Raw genomic sequence first — 17,450 nt, forward strand, 5'->3', positions numbered from 1 at the left:
GCGGTCGAGCGCGCGGGGTTCGGCCGGGACGAGATAGAGATCAATTCGTCGGGATGGATCCAGCACGGCTCATCGGGTTCGACATCGAGCACGAGCCCGGCGCCAGCGTCGTCACCAACCCCGACACCTCCGCATACGAAGGAACGGTCGGCCGCCTGATCACCCGGTCAAACCTTGCGCACACGCGCCTCGTCGCCACCACGGCTCATCGGCATCGAAGACTCCGGGATTCGGGTAGGTGAACGTCTCACTCTCGTGCGGCAGATACCGCGCTCGCTCGTCGAGGAACCGGGTCAACAACTCCCGCCAAGCAGACCGACCGATTGGTTCACCCACTGGGCAATTGTCGCGGCGGAAGGAAACCGTGTTGCGTCAACCCCGGCCGGTGGGGTTGTCTGTGGACCCGTGGCCCACGTGAATGTTTCCGATGTCGAGTATTTCCTCGCGGATGGACGACCGCTGCTCAATGGGGTGAGCTTTCGGATCGGGGATGGGGTGAAGGCCGCGTTGATCGGGCCCAACGGGACCGGGAAGACGACCTTGATGCGGATCGTCGCGGGGGACCTGGTGCCGGATGAGGGGGCGGTGGCGCGGTCCGGGTCGCTGGGGATCATGCGGCAGTTCATCGGACAGATCGATGACGAGTCGACGGTGCGGGATCTGTTGTTGTCGGTAGCCGCGCCGGAAGTCGCGGCGGCCGCACGGGCGCTCGATGCCGCGGAAGACGCGATGATCGAAATCGATGACGAGACAACGCAGTTGGCCTATGCGCATGCGCTCACCGGGTGGGGTGACGTCGGCGGGTACGAGATCGAGACGTTCTGGGACAAGGTGACCACGGCGGCGCTCGGAGTCGAATTCGACCGGGCCAAGTGGCGGGCGGTGCGGACCCTCAGCGGCGGGGAGCAGAAGCGGCTGGTGCTCGAGGCGTTGTTCGCCGGGCCCGATGAGGTGCTGCTGCTCGACGAGCCGGACAACTACCTGGATGTGCCGGGCAAGCAGTGGCTGGAACGCACCATTGCCGGGTCGAGCAAGTCGGTGCTGTTCATCAGCCACGACCGCGAGTTGATCGCGAATGCGGCCACTCGGATCGTGACCCTCGAGCCCGGCGTGAACGGGGCCACCTCGTGGATTCACGGCAGCGGCTTCGCCGACTATCACCGCGCCCGCGAGGATCGCAGCGCGCGACTCGACGAACTGCGCCGCCGCTGGGACGAGGACCACGCCAAACTGCGGGCGCTGGTGCTGCGCCTGCGGGAGAAGTCGAAGTTCAACGACGGTGTCGCCGCGCGCTATCACGCCGCCCAGACCCGGCTGGCCAAGTTCGAAGCGGCCGGACCACCCGAAGCGGTGCCGGTCCGGCAGCAGATATCCGTGCGGCTGCGCGGCGGGCAGACCGGCAAGCGGGCACTGGTGTGCACGCAACTGGAGCTGACCGGTCTGATGCGGCCGTTCGACGCCGAGATCTGGTTCGGCGATCGGGTTGCGGTGTTGGGCGCCAATGGATCCGGTAAATCACACTTTCTGCGGCTGCTCGCGGGTGGCGGCACCGACCCCGATGTCGAGCATCTGCCGGTCAGCGATCGGGAGATCGCGCCGGTGCCGCACACCGGCGTCGCCGCGCTCGGCGCGCGGGTCCGCCCCGGCTATTTCGCGCAAACCCATTCCCGGCCCGACCTTTCCGGGCGGACGCTGCTCGAGATCCTGCACAGCGGCGACGAACATCGCAACGGGATGGGCCGCGAAGCCGCCAGCCGGGTGCTGGATCGATACGGTCTCGCTCGCGCCGCCGAGCAACTCTTCGACAGCCTCTCCGGCGGTCAGCAGGCTCGGGTGCAGGTGCTGCTGCTCGAACTGTCCGGGGCCACCATGCTGCTGCTCGACGAGCCGACCGACAACCTGGACCTCGCCTCCGCCGACGCGTTGGAAGAGGCCATCGCCGAATTCGCGGGGACCGTGATCACGGTGACCCACGACCGCTGGTTCGCGCGCGAATTCGATCGGTTCCTCGTATTCGGTTCCGACGGAATCGTTTACGAGTCCGACACACCGGTCTGGGACGAGGCGCGCGTGCAGCGCGCACGCTAGGGACGCCTCAGGGCTGGTCGAGGACGCTGGTCGGAACGCCGTAGGGCAGGAATCGGACCCGGCGGCGTTCGTCGGTGTTGTCGCGATGCGCGCGCAGGGCGTCGAGTTCGGTCGCGAAGACCTGCTCGACGCGGGCCTCGCTGGCGTCGTCGACGCTGTAGATAGCCCAGACGCCGCTGCCGGTCTCGCCGGTGGTGGCTTCCTCCGGCTTCGGCGTCCGCGTGCGCTCCGGCTGCGGCACGAACTGGCCGAACAGCGACGCCAGCGTGCTCACGGTGTTGCGGTCGAGGTAGCCGCTGGCCTTTCCGATCAGGTCACGGAATTCGATTCCGGCCTCGCGCAGAGCGCGTTCGAATTCTTCCGGATCGATCCCGAAGGGCCCGTTTTCTGCCATCTCACTACTCCCGGAGAGGAATTCGGTACTGCGTCTTTTCAGTATGCCGCGCTCGGGAGCAGAGGCGGTTGATCGGTCTGTGACCAGGCGGTTGTCACTCGGCGAGATCGACGCGCAGTACGTCGCCGGTGCCGGTGGCGACCATGAGGTCTCCGTCGGGGGATACCGCCACCGCTGAAAGGGGACCGGCGGTGAGCACGGTGCAGGTGCTGTGGGTGGCAGGGTCGATGCGGACCAGACTGCCCGCAGTGGTCGCCACGTAGAGAAGTCCGTCGGGGCCCACCGCGAGATCGTCGGAGAGGCTCAGGTTAGCGACCGTGGCCGACTGGTCAGGTGCGTCGATCGGGATGCGCACGATCTGTCCGTGCGGGCTCAGATAGACGGTGGCGTAGACCGAATCACCCTCGACGGCAATGCCATTGAGTCCGAACCTGCTGGCCTGCGCGGTCCAGTCGGCGTCGATGGTGGCGTCGGGGCGGACCCGGACCACGCCCGAACCGGTATCGGCGACATAGAGATTGCCCGCGGCGTCGAAGGCCGCGCCGTTCGGCATCGACAGCCCGCTCACGAACACCTCGGGAACCGGCGCTGCGGCAGTGGGATCGAAGCGAACGACACCGGCGTCGTGAGTGCCGGGAAACAGGTTGAGCGAGTTGTCGCCGTAGACGACGTAGAGCTGGTGATCGGGGCCCAGCCGGATCGCGCCCGGGGAGGTGACCGGCACCGTCGCGGTGACCCGGCCCGCGGAGTCGTAGCGCTGCACCTCGTTTCGATACAGCCGCGACACCCACAGGTTGCCCTGCGCGTCGAAGCCGAGATTCTCGGCCCAATCCAGAAACGGGGCGTTTGCCTTGCTGAAGGTGGCCGAGGTGGCGGGTGCGCAGGACGCCGATTCGGCATGCGCGGGCGCGGCCGCCGCGACTGCGGTCAGTGCCAGCACCAGGGCGCACGACGAGGCGAAACCGCGCTGCCGGAAGTGGTTGCGCGAGCGTGGTCCGACCGAGGGCCGCGGGTTCGGCACGAGTTCTCCTGCACGAGGTGATGGATTGCCGCGAGCATGCTCGCGGCGGGCTCATGCATGGTAGGTAGGGCCGATGCGATCGTGCCTGGGTGCGTGACACCCAGGCACCGCGGTCGTTCGATCAGGATCGGGATGCGGTGACGCTGCCGGCCATTCGAGCCAGGGCCTCGACGGTGGCTCCGGGCTCGGGCTGATAGAGCATCAGCCGTTGCCCCTGAGCCTCGCGCACATCGAAGGATCGGTACCGCAGCCGTAGCAATCCCACCTCGGGATGCACGAATTCTCGCGGGTCGGTCGTCGCGGCGCACAGCGTGTAGGAATGCCAGATCTCCGCGAATTCGGTACTGGCGGTAAGGAGTTCGTCGATCACACCCCGCAGGCGCTCACTGTCCGGATACAGTGCGCCCGCCTGCCGGAATCCCGCGACCATCGCCTGACACGTCCAGACCCAGTCGACACAGAACTCCCGGCTGACCGGTTCGAGGAATGTCATTCGTGCCAGATTGTCGATGCGTGGATACGCCGAGAAGAAAGCTTCCGCCATGGCATTCGTCGCGAGAATGTCCATCGCCGAATTCATCACGAATGCCGGTGCCGCCGAATAGTTTTCCAGCATCTGCCGCAGTACCGGGTCCACTGTTTCGACCGGGCGGCTGACCGGGACGACACCCGCCAACCTGTAGAGATGTTCCCGCAGACCATCGGAGAGCAGCAGTGTCCGGCTCAGTGCCTCGAGCATCTGCGCCGAAGGCCGTCGCTCGCGCCCACGCTCCAGATGGGTGTAGTAGTCGGCGCTCATCCCGGCCGCCTCGGCGACTTCCTCTCGCCGCAGCCCCGCCACCCGGCGACGACCGTAGGAGACCAGCCCGATCTGCTCGGGACGCACACTCGCCCGTCGCGCGCGCAGAAACTCCCCGAGTTGGTTGTCGACCACCTGCCCAGGCTAGGCGGCCCCGGCAACGTGGCGCCTACGGGCTCGGCTGCGGAAGCTCACAGTCGTGCACCTTGGGATTGAGGCCCGTGTAGTTCAACGGCCCCGCGACCACCGTCACCGCGATGGTCGCGAAATCAGCGCACTCCTGACTCACATGCGTCAGATACCCCCGCTGCCCCGACGCCACCGTACCGATGATCAACCACGCGAACACCAGCAACGAACTCAGCCGCATCATCAATCTCCCAGTCCTGGCGCACTTCCCAGCACGAGCATGCCAGAAGCCCGCGATGGCCAGGTCAGAGCCCGAACAACGGGAACAGCGCGGACCCGTGGAACGCGACGATCCTGCTGACACCGCCTGCGGTGAGGGTCAATACGTGCACCGCGTGTGGATGGCGTATGCCGCCGGGGCCGCGGGTGTACACCGCGAACGCGGGCTGCCCGTTGGCGGCGGTGGCGACCAGTTCGGCGGGACCGATGATCGGCATCTGCCTGGCCAGGAAGGCGATGACGGTGTCGCGGCCCTCGAACCAGGTTGCGATCGGCGGCATTTCCCAGCGGGCGTCCTCGGTCAAGACCGCGACGAGTTGATCGACGTCGGCGGTTTCGAATGCGGTGACGTATCGGTCGAGCAGGGCACGCTGGCGTGGCTCGGACGATTCGGTCAGACCGTCCTGGCTGAGCGGAACCTGGGCGCGCGCACGTTGCAGCGCACTGTTGACCGCCGCTGTCGTCATCTCCAGCAGATCCGCGACCTCGCTGGTCCGCCACTCCAGGACATCGCGCAGGATGAGCACGGCTCGTTGCCGGGGTGGCAGTTGTTGCAGTGCCCCGACCAGGGCGAGTCGCATCGTCTGGCGTTGCACCACAACCGTTGCCGGGTCGCTCGGCGCAACGGTGAACAGGAAGTCGGGTATCGGCTGTAGCCACGACACCTCTCGGGCCCCCGAGACCAGTCCGGCGTCCGGACTGGTCTCGGGGGCTGCGAGATCGGCGGGCAGCGGTCTGCGGCGGCTCGACTCCAACGCCTTGAAGCACGCGCGGGTCGCGATGCGGTAGAGCCAGGTGCGCAGCGACGACCGGCCCTCGAACCTGTCGTATGCCCGCCAGGCGTCGAGGTAGACGTCCTGCACCACTTCCTCGGCGTCGTCGATCGAACCGAGCATGCGGTAGCAGTAGGCGAGCAGCTCACGCCGGAACGGTTCGCTCAGCCGCCCGAAGTCCTGGTCGTCGGTGGTGGTCTCCGTCATGGGTTGCATGATCCGCCGATCCCGCTGTCCGCGTCGCTCATGATGATGTCCTTGGGATGGAACACGATTCGAATCAGTGGACGGTGATGGCGGCCATGTCGATTCCGACCAGCACGATCTGCTCATCGCCCACCGTGGTGTAGGCCCGGCGGGTGGCGGGGATGACGATGCCGTCGATATCGCGGTAGTCGGTCGCGAAGAGCTGCGATTCGGTGGCTGGATCGACGATGTCGATGGCGAAGTCGTGGCGACGCAGCAGGCCGTCCCGTCCGAAGCAGAACACCTGCTCACGGGTGTGGCTCTTGATGTGGTCGGGGAAGGTCACGTGCAGCCGACGCCAGGTTTCGCCGTCGGATTCGATCGACGCAATTTCCTCGCAGACGAACCCCGGCTGTGTGAACAGGAACGGTGTGTTCAGATATGTCCAGAGCGCTTCGCCGGTGAAATATGCGAGATGCAGGGCGTCCCAGGGTGTTTGGAACTCGTGGCCCTCGAACGAGCGCTCCGGATCATCGCGGGCGTCGATGAGCGTGCCGTCGAATTGCAGTAGCTCGACGCGGTCGGGCTCGAACACCGAACGGCGGTCCACGAAGTCCATCGTCAGCCTTTCGTGTCTGGTGTCGACCTCGAAGCGAATGTCCTTCAGCGCGTCCGCCTTTCCCTTCATCTGCCAGAACGCGCCGGTTATGGATGCGTCGACTCGAATGGCGCGGATTCGGTTCCATCGGTCCTGACCACCGTGCGCGGCCACCGCGCTCGCGAGTAGATCGTTCATTGCTGTGCTCCTTCGCCGGGCGTTGTCAGTCGACGATGATTCCGCCGGTCAGGTTGGCGACGGTGCCGGTCATGGCGGATGCCCGGTCGGAGGCGAGGAAGGCCGCGACCGACGCCAGCTCGGCCAGTGTGGTCGGCCGTTTGCGATGGGACATGGCGCTGACGGCGGCGGTGAATTGGTCTTTGGGGATGCCCAGCGCGTCGGCGTGCAGCCCGAACACCACGTCGATCACCGGCGTCTCGACCATGCCGGTGGTACGCAGGCAGATCGAGCGCACACCGTGCTGAGCCCACTCGGCCGACAGCGCGCGGTTGAGGGCCTCCATCGCCGCCCAGCCGACGCTCATGCCGCCGACCAGGGGCATGCTCGCCCGGGCGGGTTCCGGGGTGTGCATCATGATCACGCCCGAACCCTGCGGGATCATGTGCCGCGCAGCCGATTTCGCGGTCACGAAGTGCGCCTGCGCGTAGGTGGTGACCGGGCGCAGGAAGTCCTCGACCGGCAGATCGGCGAACGGGATGCCCTGCAAACCTCGCGGTGAGATCCCGATCGCGTTGAACGACACGTCGATCCGCCCGGACTCGGCGACCAGGCGGTCGAGGTGTTCGGTCACGGACTGCTCATCCAGCGCGTCGACCAATGCGGTCTCGGCGGCACCGCCCGCGGCGGAGATCTCCTTGGCGACGGAGTTGACGCGCTCGAGGTCGCGACCGGTCAGGAAGACCCGCGCCCCTTCCTCCGCGAAAGCACGGGCGACCGCACCGCCGACCGCCCCACCCGCACCGTAAACGACGACGTTCTTGCTCTCCAACAACATGTCCTACTCCTTCTGACCGGCCACCTTCTACTGATATAGAGGCGGCCGCGGAGCGAAAGTCATCGGAAGCCGGACAGATTCACAGCCGGGCGCACGTCGACCGGATTCAGTACTGGCGCATCTGCACCGTCTTGCCGTCGTAGCGGGCCGGATCGGTGAGCCACAGACTGACCGAGCCGTCCGGGCGTGCACCCGCTTCCCGCCACAGCTCAGCGAAGGAGTAACTGCTGTACCACTGACCGTTCGAATCCTGGAAGGGCTGATTGTTCGAGTACCAGGCCGGGTCCACGAATTGATTGGGCGGCGTGGAGGTTTGGTCGATCCAGTCGGGAATCCCGGTATTCGCCAGGAACGCGGTCTCATTGTGATCGAGGTCGACATTCACATAGCCGTCGCCCGGATTCGGATGCCATTCGGCCGCCCCCGCGAATCCAGCGCTCACCACCGCGGCAGCCGCACCGATCGCCACCCCACCACCGACAACCCACCGTCGTGCAGTCATATCAACACCGTCCGTTCGGCTCGCTAGAGAAGTTTGCTGAACAATCACTGTGCGATGAAATTCTGCCCTGCCGCCCGTCTGGAATGAAGAGATCGGAGATATTTGTCATGCCGCTGCGCCGGTGAAGGGCACGTGAGGCAACCGACACCGAATCAGCATTCGGAATGCTCTAGGGTTGCGATTCATGACTCGCGACCGGGTATTTCGCGCAGCACATACCTCCGCAACCATCTTCTGGTGGGCCTTCATCGCCGCAACCATGGTCGCGGGCGGCATCCCCTGGTCCGGCGAAGTCGAAGATTCCGACGTCGGCTGGATAATCCACGGGCATACCGCCGGCGCGCCGCGCCGATACGCGGACTATCTCCCCTTCGACGGATTCGACATCACCCCGGGCCTGACCTTCGTCCCGTTCTGTCTGCTGGTTCTCGCCGCACTGGTCGAGGCGGTGGCAATGCGGCGGGTGATCACCGGAATCATCACTGTGGCAGTGCCATTCGCGTCTGCCGCCCTGATCTGGTACGCAATGCCCCGCGGGCATCAGAGCTTCTTCCTCACACCGATCCCGGCCGTAGTGGTGATCCTGGCGGCAGTGGCGATCCGGGAGCTCTGGGCGCGGCGTCTCATGCGGCTGCATCAGCAGAGCGCGTGAATCCTCTTTTGTGTCAAGGATTCACGCGCCGGTCTACGTCTCTGCCAGCCCACCTTGTGGGCCAGGCATTCAGCGGGCGGCGGCTCTGAGAGGTTCGCCGACGTGGTGGAGGTGTATGAGCGCCTCACGGTAGGAGGAGATCAGTCCGGTCTCGTGGTAGGCGACGCCGATCTCGGCGCAATAGGAGCGGACGATCAACCGGGCGTGGCGCAGGTTCGGGGTCGGCATGCTGGGGAAGAGGTGGTGCTCGATCTGGTAGTTGAGACCGCCGAGGGCGACGTCGGTGAGGAGGCCGCCTCGGACGTTGCGCGAGGTGAGGACTTGGCGGCGGAGGTAGTCGGGGCGGGCGTCGCCGGTCAGGGTGGGCATGCCCTTGTGGTTGGGAGCGAAGATGCAACCCATGTAGAGGCCGAACAGGGCCTGGTGGACGAGCAGGAAGGCGATGGCCTTGTCTGCGGGAAGGACCGCGAACAGGGCTGCCAGGTAGGCGAATACGTGCAGGAAGAGCAGGGCGGCTTCCAGGCGGCGATGTTTGATCGATCGTTTTCCGAGGGCGCGGAAGCCGGCTATGTGCAGGTTGAAGCCCTCGAGCAGCAGGAGGGGGAAGAACAGGAATCCCTGCGCGCGCCCGATGATTCGAGCCGCACCGCGACTGGCTCGGGCTTGGCGTTGCGACCAGACCAGGATGTCGGGTGCGACATCGGGGTCGAGGTCCTCGTGATTCGGGTTGGCGTGGTGGCGAGTGTGCTTGTCCTGCCACCAGCCGTACCCCAGGCCGATGCCGGCGTTGCCGACGACTCGGCCGACGATCTCCGTCGGGCGGCGCTTGCGAAACACCTGACGGTGCGCCACATCGTGCATGACCAGTGCGACCTGCGCGAACGTCACGGCCATGAACGCGGCGACCGCGAGTGTCCACCACGAGTCGCCGACGAGGGCGAACGCCACCCAGCCGCCCACGAACGCGATCCCGACCAGGCTCAGGCGGATGACGTAGTAGCCGGGACGGCGATCCATCAGTCCCGCCTCGGAAATACGGCGCAGCAGGCGAGCGTAATCACCGTCACCGCGTCGCGATGACGGCGGAGCAGGCTCGGGAACCAAGGCAGAGGTCGTCATAGATCTTCCTGAGAGCTGAATCGGCGAAGCCACCGTCGACCGGAAATCACTGCGGGGGCTGATGATTCGAAGCTATCGGCAGGAATCTCGTTGAATGTCATACTGCGGTATGGCATGGAACAGCACTGCGGCGTGATACACGTGGGTACCCGAAAAAGCCCCGAATCCTCTGCGATGCAGAGGATTCGGGGCTCTCGAGTGTCCGGAGGGGGACTTGAACCCCCACGCCCTAATACGGGCACTAGCACCTCAAGCTAGCGCGTCTGCCATTCCGCCACCCGGACCGGGGTGCGGCACAAACATTAGCCGAGGCCTTACCGGAAAGTGAAATCGGGGCTGGGCCAGGCGAAATGGGCTGCGCGGGGCGGCTACTTCTTGATCAGGATGCCCGCGAGGTCGGCGTTCTTGATCGGGGTGTCCTTGTTGGCCTGGACGGCGCACAGGCCCTGGACTGCGGCCATCGACAGGTCGACCTGGGTGCCGGCGGGCTCGTTGTCGTTGCCGGTCTGCTGCTTGATGAACTTGGTGATGGTGACGCGCTGATCGTCGGCCTTCTGGGCGAGGTAGTCGCTGCACTTGGTGTCGCCGCCCTTGTTGAGGGCGGACTGAACCTCGGAGCAGCCGGTCGACAGGGTCACGGCGAGAGCGGCGGCCGCCACGGCCGTCCATCGGGCGGTCTTGTTCATGTATTCCTCGGGGTCGTGCGCAGCGCTGGCCGCCGTGCGGTCGACCGCCACTGTAGATGGCCGCCATCGTCCGGCAATCGGGGTTCAACCCGGAGATTTGCCCGAAATCAGTGTGAGTTGCGTCACAATTCCCCGCACATTTCGGGGGTACGCAATGGCATGGTGGCGGTATGTCCATCGCTTCCGCCGAAACAATTCGGGTCCTCGGCGCCCGCGAGCACAACCTGCGCAACATTTCGATCGAGCTACCCAAGAACAAGATCACCGTCTTCACCGGGGTCTCCGGATCCGGCAAGTCCTCGATTGTCTTCGACACCATCGCCGTCGAATCGCAGCGGCAGCTGTACGCCACCTTTCCCGCGTTCATCCTCAACTTCCTGCCGCGCTACGAACGCCCGCACGCCGAGGCCATCGAAAACCTCACCGCGCCGGTCATCATCGACCAGAAGGCGGTCGGCGGCGGACCGCGCTCCACGGTCGGCACCATGACCGACATCTACGCGCTGATCCGAGCCATGTTCGCACGCTTCGGATCTCCCTCGACCGGACTGGTGTACGACTACTCCTTCAACACCCCGCAGGGCATGTGCCCCGACTGCGACGGACTCGGCATGGCCATCACCGCCGACCCGGACAAGCTGGTGGACAAGACGAAATCGCTCAACGAGGGCGCGCTGTTGTTGCCGGGCTACAACGTCGGCAGCGGCGACTGGCAGATGTACGCCAACTCGGGGCGATTCGACGCCGACAAGAAACTCGCCGACTACACCCCCGTGGAATGGCATGAACTGCTGCACGGCAGTGGCGGCAAAGTGGAACTGGCTTTCGCGAAAGGCACCTGGAACGCGAATTACGAAGGCGTCGCCGACAAATTCACCCGGACCCGACTCAACCGCGACACCTCGGGACTGTCGGAGAAGACCCGCGAGCAGATCCAGAAATTCCTCACCGAGGGCGTCTGTCCGGCCTGCGACGGGGCGCGGCTCAATCCGAAAGCGCTGGCCACCAAGATCAATGGGCGCACCATCGCGGACTGGTCGCGGGCACAGGTCAGCGACCTGATCGAGGTGCTCGCCGAGATCACCGACCCGGCCGCGCACGGCCTCGCCGACGCCACCCGGATCGCGCTGGAGCGGGTCGCCGACATCGGGCTCGGCTACCTGAGCCTCGACCGCGCCACCTCGACCCTGTCCGGCGGTGAGGGGCAGCGACTCAAGATGATTAAACACCTGGGCAGCACGCTGGTCGGGATGACCTACATCTTCGACGAGCCCAGCGTGGGACTGCATCCACGCGACGTGGGGCGGCTCAACCGGATGCTGGAAGCCCTGCGGGACAAGGGGAACACGGTGCTGGTGGTCGAGCACGATCCCGACGTCATCCGCATCGCCGACCACATCGTGGATGTGGGGCCGCGCGCGGGCGTACACGGGGGAGAGGTGATGTTCACCGGCAGCTTCGCCGACCTGCAGCGAGCCGACACCTTGACCGGGCAGGGACTGCGGCGAGCATTCCGCGTCAAGGACGAGTTCCGGGCCGCCACCGGCGAATTGACCGTCGCCGGGGCCAGCGCGCACAACCTGAAGAACGTCACCATCGGCATTCCCACCGGGATCCTGACCGTTGTCACCGGGGTCGCGGGCTCGGGTAAGAGCAGTCTCATTCGTGACGAATTCATGCCTCGCTACCCGGAATCGGTGTTCGTGGATCAGTCCGCCATCGCCGCTTCCTCCCGCTCCACGCCCGCCACCTACCTGGGGTTGATGGATCCGATCCGCAAGCTGTTCGCCAAGGCGACCGGGGAACCGGCGAGCCTGTTCAGCTTCAACTCCGACGGCGCGTGCACCGAATGCGGCGGCCGCGGCGCGATCATCACCGAGATCGCCTACATGGATCCGGTCACCACGCACTGCGAATCCTGTGACGGGCGCAGGTTTTCCGAGCGGGTACTCGCGCTCACGTTGCGCGGCAAGTCGATTGCCGACGTGCTGGAACTCTCGGCCGAAGAGGCAGTCGAGTTCTTTTCGGAAAAGGCGTTGAATGCCAAGTTGCGCACCATGAACGAGGTCGGGCTGAACTATCTGAGCCTCGGGCAGGCCATGAGCACGCTGTCCGGCGGGGAACGTCAGCGCATCAAGCTGGCCACCCAGTTGCAGAACAGCGGGACCGTGTACGTGCTGGACGAACCCACCACCGGATTGCACATGTCGGATGTCGACACTTTGCTGACGCTGATGGACGGGCTCGTCGAGCGCGGCAATACCGTTATCGTGATCGAGCACAACCTGGATGTGGTCGCGCATGCCGACTGGGTGATCGACCTCGGGCCGGACGGCGGCAAGAACGGCGGTGAGGTCGTGTTCACCGGAACGCCCGCCGAATTGCTCAGTGACGAAGTGTCATTGACGGGGGAGTACCTGCGCCGCTACAAGAACGCCCCGGCCCCCGTGGCGTGACGGTGTCGCGGAGGGCGCACGGGTTTCCGGTGAACAGCCTGGGCCGGTGCGCCTTTCGCGGCGCGCAACGTGAGCGCGCTTGCATCCCATGCGGATTCGCAGCGCCTGCAATTCAGTGCACGGATTCGGCGGCCGATGCGGCTCGCCACACCCGCGCCTCGCTGTGATTGCCCAGCCGGGTCAGCGCCTCGGCCAGCCCGGCCATGGCCCGGGCGTCACCGTGGGTCGCCGCGCTGCGCCACCAGTATTCGGCGTCGGTGAAGTTGCCGCGCCGGAAGTGGATCACGCCCAGGTCGTAGCAGGCGCCCAGGTGCCCGAATGTGGCTGCCTGCGTCCACAGTTCGCAGGCCTGCCCCTCGTCGCCGCGGCCGTGCATGGCGACGGCCAGGTCGTAGAGCGCCTGCTGGTAGCGGCCCGCGTCGGCGGGCGGTTCCGGGGGCGGCGGGGTGAGCGCGGTGGACAGCTCGACCACCAGTTCACCGAAGTCGGGCGGGCCGACGCCGCTGCTGCAGTGCAGCACCAGGCCGGTGCGTTCGCGGGTGATGAGCATGCCGTAGTTGCCCGACCAGGAGACCGTGGTGTCGGTGTCGTCGACCCAGACCGGGGTGAGCGTGATCGCGGCGGGTCCGCTCGGGGCGATTCGCAGGTCGATACCGCCGGACATGGCGTCACTCCAGACGTCAACCCCCCGCAACCGGCGGCCACCCAGCAACACATGCCCGCGCTCGACCGACAGCCCGATCCCGAGTCCGCGCACCCCCGAACGCGGCGAGGTGGTGCGCAGATTGAGGGTGACGGTCGCGGGACACGCGCCGATCGACTCCGAATGCAGGGGGTAGACCTGAGCTCCGTTCCAGGTCACGGGCTCGGTGCTGTCGTATCGGTCCGCCAGGGTCGGCTCGATTGTCATCGCTCCGGCATAGGTGTACGACCCCGTCATCTGCCCGCCTTCCGCAGGTCCCGCCGTGATGGTCGCGCCCACCGTAATACCGATCGCGGCTGCGGAGTCGTGGATTTGCCAGGCGGACCGTTTCAGCAAACTTCTGGTCGTTTGACCTGCGCCGAAGAGGCCGATTTCGCCGGTCGCTCGACGTGTCGGCCACGTCCGCGCGGTGTGTCGTACTTGCAGCGGGCCTGGTGTCATGTTGAATCGACGCCGACGTACCAGCGAACGAGTGAAAGGTAAGGACATATGGCTCTGCCCACCATGACCCCCGAACAACGCTCCGAGGCGCTGGCCAAGGCGGCCGCGGTTCGTAAGGCCCGCTCTGAGCTCATCGCGCAGGTCAAGCAGGGGTCGGTCAGCCTCTCCGAAGTCCTCAAGCGTGCTGACAACGAGGACTTGGTCAAGAAGACGAAGGTGGCGGCGGTCATCAAGGCACTGCCGGGGATCGGCCCGGTCAAGGCGGCCAAGCTGATGGACGAGGCCGAGATCCCGGCCGACCGTCGCATCGGCGGCCTGGGCTCCCGTCAGCGCGCCGCGCTGCTGGAGGCATTGAAGGTTTAAGTTCGGGGGGTGGCCTGCCGGGCGCGATTTCGGCCCGGCGGCAACCACTCCCACCACCACCTCTTCGAGCCCGCGTCCGCACAGAACTCGCAGGACACGGGCCGATTTGGTCCAAACGATCCGATCCGATAACCTTGCTGAGCACACCGGTCCGGGTGGCGGAATGGCAGACGCGCTAGCTTGAGGTGCTAGTGCCCGTATTAGGGCGTGGGGGTTCAAGTCCCCCTCCGGACACACTGCAGATCAGGCCCCGTTTCTCAACAACGGGGCCTGTTTTTATATCGAGAGAGCCCAAGTCGACCGCCGGATTCCGGATTCGCCACGATGGCCGAGTTCGAGCGCAGTCTCGAGAAGTTTGCTGAATTCCTCAGCGCCAGAACCGCGGTCCAACCTGGATTCCATTGCGGTCCAACATCTTCGACGCCCGACCCCGTCGTCCTAATTCCCAGGCCGAGCGCTGACGGGCTTGGAAACTCGTCTCGACCGCACCTGGCGCTGGTAGAGTTCGTGGTATGAAGGCCAATACCTCGATCACCATCGACGAGCATGTTCTCGACCGGGTGCGGGAGGTTTCCAACGGGAACATCAGCTCCTTCATGGAGCGGGCCGCGCGGCACGAGCTGATGTACTTGGCTGGGCAGGCGGTCACCGAGTGGGAACGGCGGCGTGGCAACGATGTCGAGGCCCGCGCGTTGGCTGATCTCGAACTACAACAGGCGGCGATGGGGCAGGTACGCGAAACGGAGCGGTAGGTGGCGGCTCAGCGCGGCGAGATCCGCTCCTACCTGCCCGGCATCAGTGGCCGTGACCGACCGTCGGCGATATCGGGCGACCGGGTGGTCGTGATCTCCAATGACGGCGCCAACCGCGCAATGTCCACTGCGCTGGTGCTCCCGATTCTCGACCGCATCGACGACGATCTCGAACCTTCCGCGTTCAGTTTGATCGTGCCGCTCGGTGATCTCGATCCGCTCCCGGGTGCCGCGGTCCAGGTCTACTGGCCGAAGGTGATACCGATGTCCTGGTTCACCGAGCCCATAGGTGTGATCAGTCAAGCGACCATGCGGCAGATCTTCGCGGCGTTCGTCGACTATGTAGGCGAGTAACGCCCGCAGCCATTTACCCGGAGGGAATAGGTCGTCGGCGGGGGCGCTTGTACGTGCGGCAACGCGCGGAGAGGCGGTTCTCGATGTCGGAAGAGACGGTCAGGGTGATCCGCAGTGCGGATCGGTATCACTGGAACAACGAATGGCTGCGGTCGCGGCAATCGTTCCCGTCCACTGGCAATTTCGACCTTGCCGGGAACGCGCACGGACTGCTGATGGTGCACAACGAGGATTTCGTTGATCCGGGTGAGGGATTCGATACCCATCAGCATCGGGATACCGAGATCATCACCTGGGTGTTGGAAGGCAGTGTGGTGCATCAGGATTCGGCTGGGAACTCCGGGATCATCCAGCCGGGGTTGGCGCAGCGGATGACTGCGGGGACCGGGATCATGCACTCGGAGAAGAATGGGGCGGGAAGGTACGAGAAGCCCGCTCTGCATGTGGTGCAGATGTGGCTGCCGCCGGACGAATCCGGGCTTGTACCCGGGTATCAGGAGATGGATATTGCCGGGGAGCTCGCGCGGAACTCCCTCGTCACTGTCGCTTCCGGGATGCGCCGGCACCGCGACGAGACCGCGATCACGCTGCACAACAGGTACGCGGCGTTTCATGTCGCACGGCTGGAGCCGGGATCGACGGTGGCGATCCCGGACGCCCCGTTCGGTCACGTGTTCGTCGCGCGGGGGCAGGTCGACTTCGAAGGTGTCGGGGGCCTGGATCAGGGTGACGTGGTTCGGCTGACCGGTACCGGTGGGCAATCGGTCACGGCGCTCGAATCCAGTGAGGTATTGATCTGGGAGATGCACGGGCAGTTCGCCTGACGGATTCGGCGGTGAAACAGATCTAACGGGTGTCGGCGCATTTCCGAGCGGACGGGATGGGAGTAGCTGTCCCCACAGTGGCGTGAATTGTCCCGTCGCGGAGCGGTGTACGAGAACTAGCGTCGGGTCCACTGTCTTCTTCGGGAAGGAATCTTCGGATGGACCGCCACGAGTTGGGTGTTCGTGAGTATCGGGAATTGATCGGTGGGGAGCCGGGCGAGAGATTGGCCGCGGTGCGGGCGGCATCGCCGGAAATGTACGAGACGATGATCGAATCGGTGTTCGCCGGTCCACTCGCCCGACCGGAATTGGCGCGCGCGGATCGGGAGTTGGCGACGGTGGCGATGATCGCGGCCATCGGTGGGGCGGATGACAAGTTGGCCGGGCATGTTCGTGCGGCCCTGGGGCATGGCTGGCATCCCTCGGAGTTGCGGGCGTTGGCCGAGCATGTTTCCGCGTACGCGGGATTTCCTCGCGCGCTGCACGCCCTCGAAGTGATCGATCAGGTGGTCGGTACCCGCTCGCCGCTGGTGCGGCGGGTGCGGGCCAGTGACCATGAGACGCTGGTCGCGTCGGCGGGGGAGAGCGGTCCGGCGGTGGTGCTGTCGGGGTCGTTCGGAATCGACTGGCGTATGTGGGAACCCGTCATGGCGCGGCTGGCGGTCGGACGGCGGGTGTTCGCCTACAACCTGCGCGGACACGGCGCGGCGGCCGGTTCACCGCGGCCGTTCACCATGTCGACGATGGCCGACGATGTGGTGGCGTTGATGGACAATCTGGGGCTCGAGACCGCGCACGTGGTGGGGTTGTCGATGGGTGGCGGTGTGGCTCAGGAGCTGGCGGTGCGCAATCCTGAGCGGGTCGATTCGCTGGCGCTGCTGGGCACTACCGACTATCCGTTCACCGAGGCGTTCCGATTCCGGGCACGGTCGGCCGAGATCGACGGTATCCCGGCACAATTGGAGCCCACACTGACCCGGTGGTTCACTCCGGCGGCGCTGGCGGCGAACACGTGGGGTGTGCGGTACGCACGCGAACGCATTCTGCGTTTCACCCCCGAGGACTGGGTCGCGGCCTGGAATGCGTTCGCGGACATGGATGTTCAGGGCAAGCTGACCGACTTCGGCAAGCCGGTCCTGGTGCTGTCGGGTGAGAAGGATGCCTCCTGCACCCCGGAGATCATGTCCGGTATCGCCGAGCGCATCTCGGGCGCCACGTTCCAGGTGCTGCCGGGCACGCCGCACCAGCAGACCCTGGAGCAGCCCGGCCTCGTGGCCGACGCGCTCGACAAATTCCTGCCCGCTGAGCGGTGAACA

19 protein-coding genes and 2 tRNA genes are annotated in these 17,450 nt (G+C 65.7%); 9 read left to right on the forward strand and 12 right to left on the reverse strand.

Features of this window, described 5'->3' with window-relative positions; translation table 11 throughout:
• The first annotated feature begins 405 nt into the window (after window positions 1-405).
• Entirely contained in the window at window positions 406-2,088 is a 1,683-nt protein-coding gene (locus tag OG300_RS12465; protein ID WP_405495336.1) for an ABC-F family ATP-binding cassette domain-containing protein, read from the forward strand.
• A 7-nt stretch (window positions 2,089-2,095) separates the two neighbouring features.
• Here OG300_RS12465 and OG300_RS12470 read toward each other — a convergent pair whose 3' ends face one another.
• The 8 genes from OG300_RS12470 to OG300_RS12505 all read right to left on the reverse strand — a co-directional run bounded on the left by OG300_RS12470 (window position 2,096) and on the right by OG300_RS12505 (window position 7,784).
• Entirely contained in the window at window positions 2,096-2,482 is a 387-nt protein-coding gene (locus tag OG300_RS12470) for a hypothetical protein (RefSeq protein WP_405495338.1), read from the reverse strand.
• Between the two features lie 94 nt (window positions 2,483-2,576).
• Entirely contained in the window at window positions 2,577-3,503 is a 927-nt protein-coding gene (locus OG300_RS12475) for a hypothetical protein (protein ID WP_405495340.1), read from the reverse strand.
• 121 nt (window positions 3,504-3,624) lie between these two features.
• Complete coding sequence (locus OG300_RS12480) at window positions 3,625-4,437, reverse strand: helix-turn-helix transcriptional regulator (RefSeq protein ID WP_405495342.1); 813 nt, start codon at window positions 4,435-4,437, stop codon at window positions 3,625-3,627.
• A 34-nt stretch (window positions 4,438-4,471) separates the two neighbouring features.
• The gene (locus OG300_RS12485) at window positions 4,472-4,675 is read right to left on the reverse strand and encodes a hypothetical protein (protein WP_405495344.1); all 204 of its coding nucleotides are present in this window, start codon (window positions 4,673-4,675) and stop codon (window positions 4,472-4,474) included.
• A gap of 61 nt (window positions 4,676-4,736) precedes the next feature.
• Complete coding sequence (locus OG300_RS12490; RefSeq protein WP_405495346.1) at window positions 4,737-5,690, reverse strand: sigma-70 family RNA polymerase sigma factor; 954 nt, start codon at window positions 5,688-5,690, stop codon at window positions 4,737-4,739.
• Between the two features lie 73 nt (window positions 5,691-5,763).
• Window positions 5,764-6,465 (reverse strand): hypothetical protein, encoded by a 702-nt coding sequence (locus OG300_RS12495; protein ID WP_405495348.1) that lies wholly within the window; start codon window positions 6,463-6,465, stop codon window positions 5,764-5,766.
• Between the two features lie 25 nt (window positions 6,466-6,490).
• A complete protein-coding gene (locus OG300_RS12500) occupies window positions 6,491-7,282 on the reverse strand; it encodes an SDR family NAD(P)-dependent oxidoreductase (RefSeq protein ID WP_405495350.1) in 792 nt (263 codons plus the stop codon).
• A 106-nt stretch (window positions 7,283-7,388) separates the two neighbouring features.
• The gene (locus OG300_RS12505; RefSeq protein WP_405495352.1) at window positions 7,389-7,784 is read right to left on the reverse strand and encodes a hypothetical protein; all 396 of its coding nucleotides are present in this window, start codon (window positions 7,782-7,784) and stop codon (window positions 7,389-7,391) included.
• A gap of 184 nt (window positions 7,785-7,968) precedes the next feature.
• Between OG300_RS12505 and OG300_RS12510 the strand changes: the two genes are divergently transcribed.
• The gene (locus OG300_RS12510) at window positions 7,969-8,436 is read left to right on the forward strand and encodes a hypothetical protein (RefSeq protein ID WP_405495354.1); all 468 of its coding nucleotides are present in this window, start codon (window positions 7,969-7,971) and stop codon (window positions 8,434-8,436) included.
• Window positions 8,437-8,505: 69 nt separating this feature from the next.
• On the opposite strand, the gene OG300_RS12515 is transcribed toward OG300_RS12510, so the two are convergent.
• The 3 genes from OG300_RS12515 to OG300_RS12525 all read right to left on the reverse strand — a co-directional run bounded on the left by OG300_RS12515 (window position 8,506) and on the right by OG300_RS12525 (window position 10,241).
• On the reverse strand, window positions 8,506-9,555 hold the full coding sequence (locus OG300_RS12515; protein WP_405495356.1) for a fatty acid desaturase family protein: 1,050 nt from the start codon (window positions 9,553-9,555) through the stop codon (window positions 8,506-8,508).
• Window positions 9,556-9,754: 199 nt separating this feature from the next.
• Window positions 9,755-9,839, reverse strand: a tRNA-Leu gene (locus tag OG300_RS12520).
• A gap of 84 nt (window positions 9,840-9,923) precedes the next feature.
• Window positions 9,924-10,241, reverse strand: coding sequence for a hypothetical protein (locus OG300_RS12525; protein WP_405495358.1), 318 nt, complete (start codon window positions 10,239-10,241; stop codon window positions 9,924-9,926).
• Window positions 10,242-10,411: 170 nt separating this feature from the next.
• Between OG300_RS12525 and OG300_RS12530 the strand changes: the two genes are divergently transcribed.
• Window positions 10,412-12,697 carry an ATP-binding cassette domain-containing protein gene (locus OG300_RS12530; RefSeq protein ID WP_405495360.1) on the forward strand — a complete coding sequence of 762 codons (2,286 nt, stop codon included), beginning with the start codon at window positions 10,412-10,414 and terminating at the stop codon, window positions 12,695-12,697.
• Between the two features lie 112 nt (window positions 12,698-12,809).
• Here OG300_RS12530 and OG300_RS12535 read toward each other — a convergent pair whose 3' ends face one another.
• Window positions 12,810-13,637, reverse strand: coding sequence for a tetratricopeptide repeat protein (locus OG300_RS12535; protein ID WP_405495362.1), 828 nt, complete (start codon window positions 13,635-13,637; stop codon window positions 12,810-12,812).
• 252 nt (window positions 13,638-13,889) lie between these two features.
• On the opposite strand from OG300_RS12535, the gene mihF reads away from it, so the two are divergent.
• From mihF to OG300_RS12565, 6 genes are all read left to right on the forward strand, one after another.
• Window positions 13,890-14,204, forward strand: coding sequence for an integration host factor, actinobacterial type (mihF, locus tag OG300_RS12540; RefSeq protein WP_405495364.1), 315 nt, complete (start codon window positions 13,890-13,892; stop codon window positions 14,202-14,204).
• 149 nt (window positions 14,205-14,353) lie between these two features.
• A tRNA-Leu gene (locus OG300_RS12545) sits at window positions 14,354-14,438 on the forward strand.
• Between the two features lie 278 nt (window positions 14,439-14,716).
• On the forward strand, window positions 14,717-14,956 hold the full coding sequence (locus tag OG300_RS12550; protein WP_405495366.1) for a hypothetical protein: 240 nt from the start codon (window positions 14,717-14,719) through the stop codon (window positions 14,954-14,956).
• Window positions 14,957-15,310, forward strand: a complete 354-nt coding sequence (locus OG300_RS12555; protein WP_405495368.1) for a hypothetical protein — start codon at window positions 14,957-14,959, stop codon at window positions 15,308-15,310. It abuts the gene before it with no gap.
• Window positions 15,311-15,393: 83 nt separating this feature from the next.
• Entirely contained in the window at window positions 15,394-16,134 is a 741-nt protein-coding gene (locus tag OG300_RS12560) for a pirin family protein (RefSeq protein WP_405495370.1), read from the forward strand.
• Window positions 16,135-16,292: 158 nt separating this feature from the next.
• Complete coding sequence (locus OG300_RS12565; RefSeq protein WP_405495372.1) at window positions 16,293-17,447, forward strand: alpha/beta fold hydrolase; 1,155 nt, start codon at window positions 16,293-16,295, stop codon at window positions 17,445-17,447.
• Window positions 17,448-17,450 lie beyond the last annotated feature (3 nt).

This window comes from Nocardia sp. NBC_00511 (assembly GCF_045161165.1).
Lineage (GTDB): Bacteria > Actinomycetota > Actinomycetes > Mycobacteriales > Mycobacteriaceae > Nocardia.

Coding starts and splice junctions, on each gene's coding strand:
- OG300_RS12535 (WP_405495362.1), bottom strand. CDS start 13,637: ATGACGGGGTCGTACACCTATGCCGGAGCGATGACAATCGAGCCGACC.
- OG300_RS12485 (WP_405495344.1), bottom strand. CDS start 4,675: ATGATGCGGCTGAGTTCGTTGCTGGTGTTCGCGTGGTTGATCATCGGT.
- OG300_RS12505 (WP_405495352.1), bottom strand. CDS start 7,784: ATGACTGCACGACGGTGGGTTGTCGGTGGTGGGGTGGCGATCGGTGCG.
- OG300_RS12550 (WP_405495366.1), top strand. CDS start 14,717: ATGAAGGCCAATACCTCGATCACCATCGACGAGCATGTTCTCGACCGG.
- OG300_RS12495 (WP_405495348.1), bottom strand. CDS start 6,465: ATGAACGATCTACTCGCGAGCGCGGTGGCCGCGCACGGTGGTCAGGAC.
- OG300_RS12560 (WP_405495370.1), top strand. CDS start 15,394: ATGTCGGAAGAGACGGTCAGGGTGATCCGCAGTGCGGATCGGTATCAC.
- mihF (WP_405495364.1), top strand. CDS start 13,890: ATGGCTCTGCCCACCATGACCCCCGAACAACGCTCCGAGGCGCTGGCC.
- OG300_RS12515 (WP_405495356.1), bottom strand. CDS start 9,555: ATGACGACCTCTGCCTTGGTTCCCGAGCCTGCTCCGCCGTCATCGCGA.
- OG300_RS12500 (WP_405495350.1), bottom strand. CDS start 7,282: ATGTTGTTGGAGAGCAAGAACGTCGTCGTTTACGGTGCGGGTGGGGCG.
- OG300_RS12510 (WP_405495354.1), top strand. CDS start 7,969: ATGACTCGCGACCGGGTATTTCGCGCAGCACATACCTCCGCAACCATC.
- OG300_RS12565 (WP_405495372.1), top strand. CDS start 16,293: ATGGACCGCCACGAGTTGGGTGTTCGTGAGTATCGGGAATTGATCGGT.
- OG300_RS12525 (WP_405495358.1), bottom strand. CDS start 10,241: ATGAACAAGACCGCCCGATGGACGGCCGTGGCGGCCGCCGCTCTCGCC.
- OG300_RS12490 (WP_405495346.1), bottom strand. CDS start 5,690: ATGACGGAGACCACCACCGACGACCAGGACTTCGGGCGGCTGAGCGAA.
- OG300_RS12470 (WP_405495338.1), bottom strand. CDS start 2,482: ATGGCAGAAAACGGGCCCTTCGGGATCGATCCGGAAGAATTCGAACGC.
- OG300_RS12530 (WP_405495360.1), top strand. CDS start 10,412: ATGTCCATCGCTTCCGCCGAAACAATTCGGGTCCTCGGCGCCCGCGAG.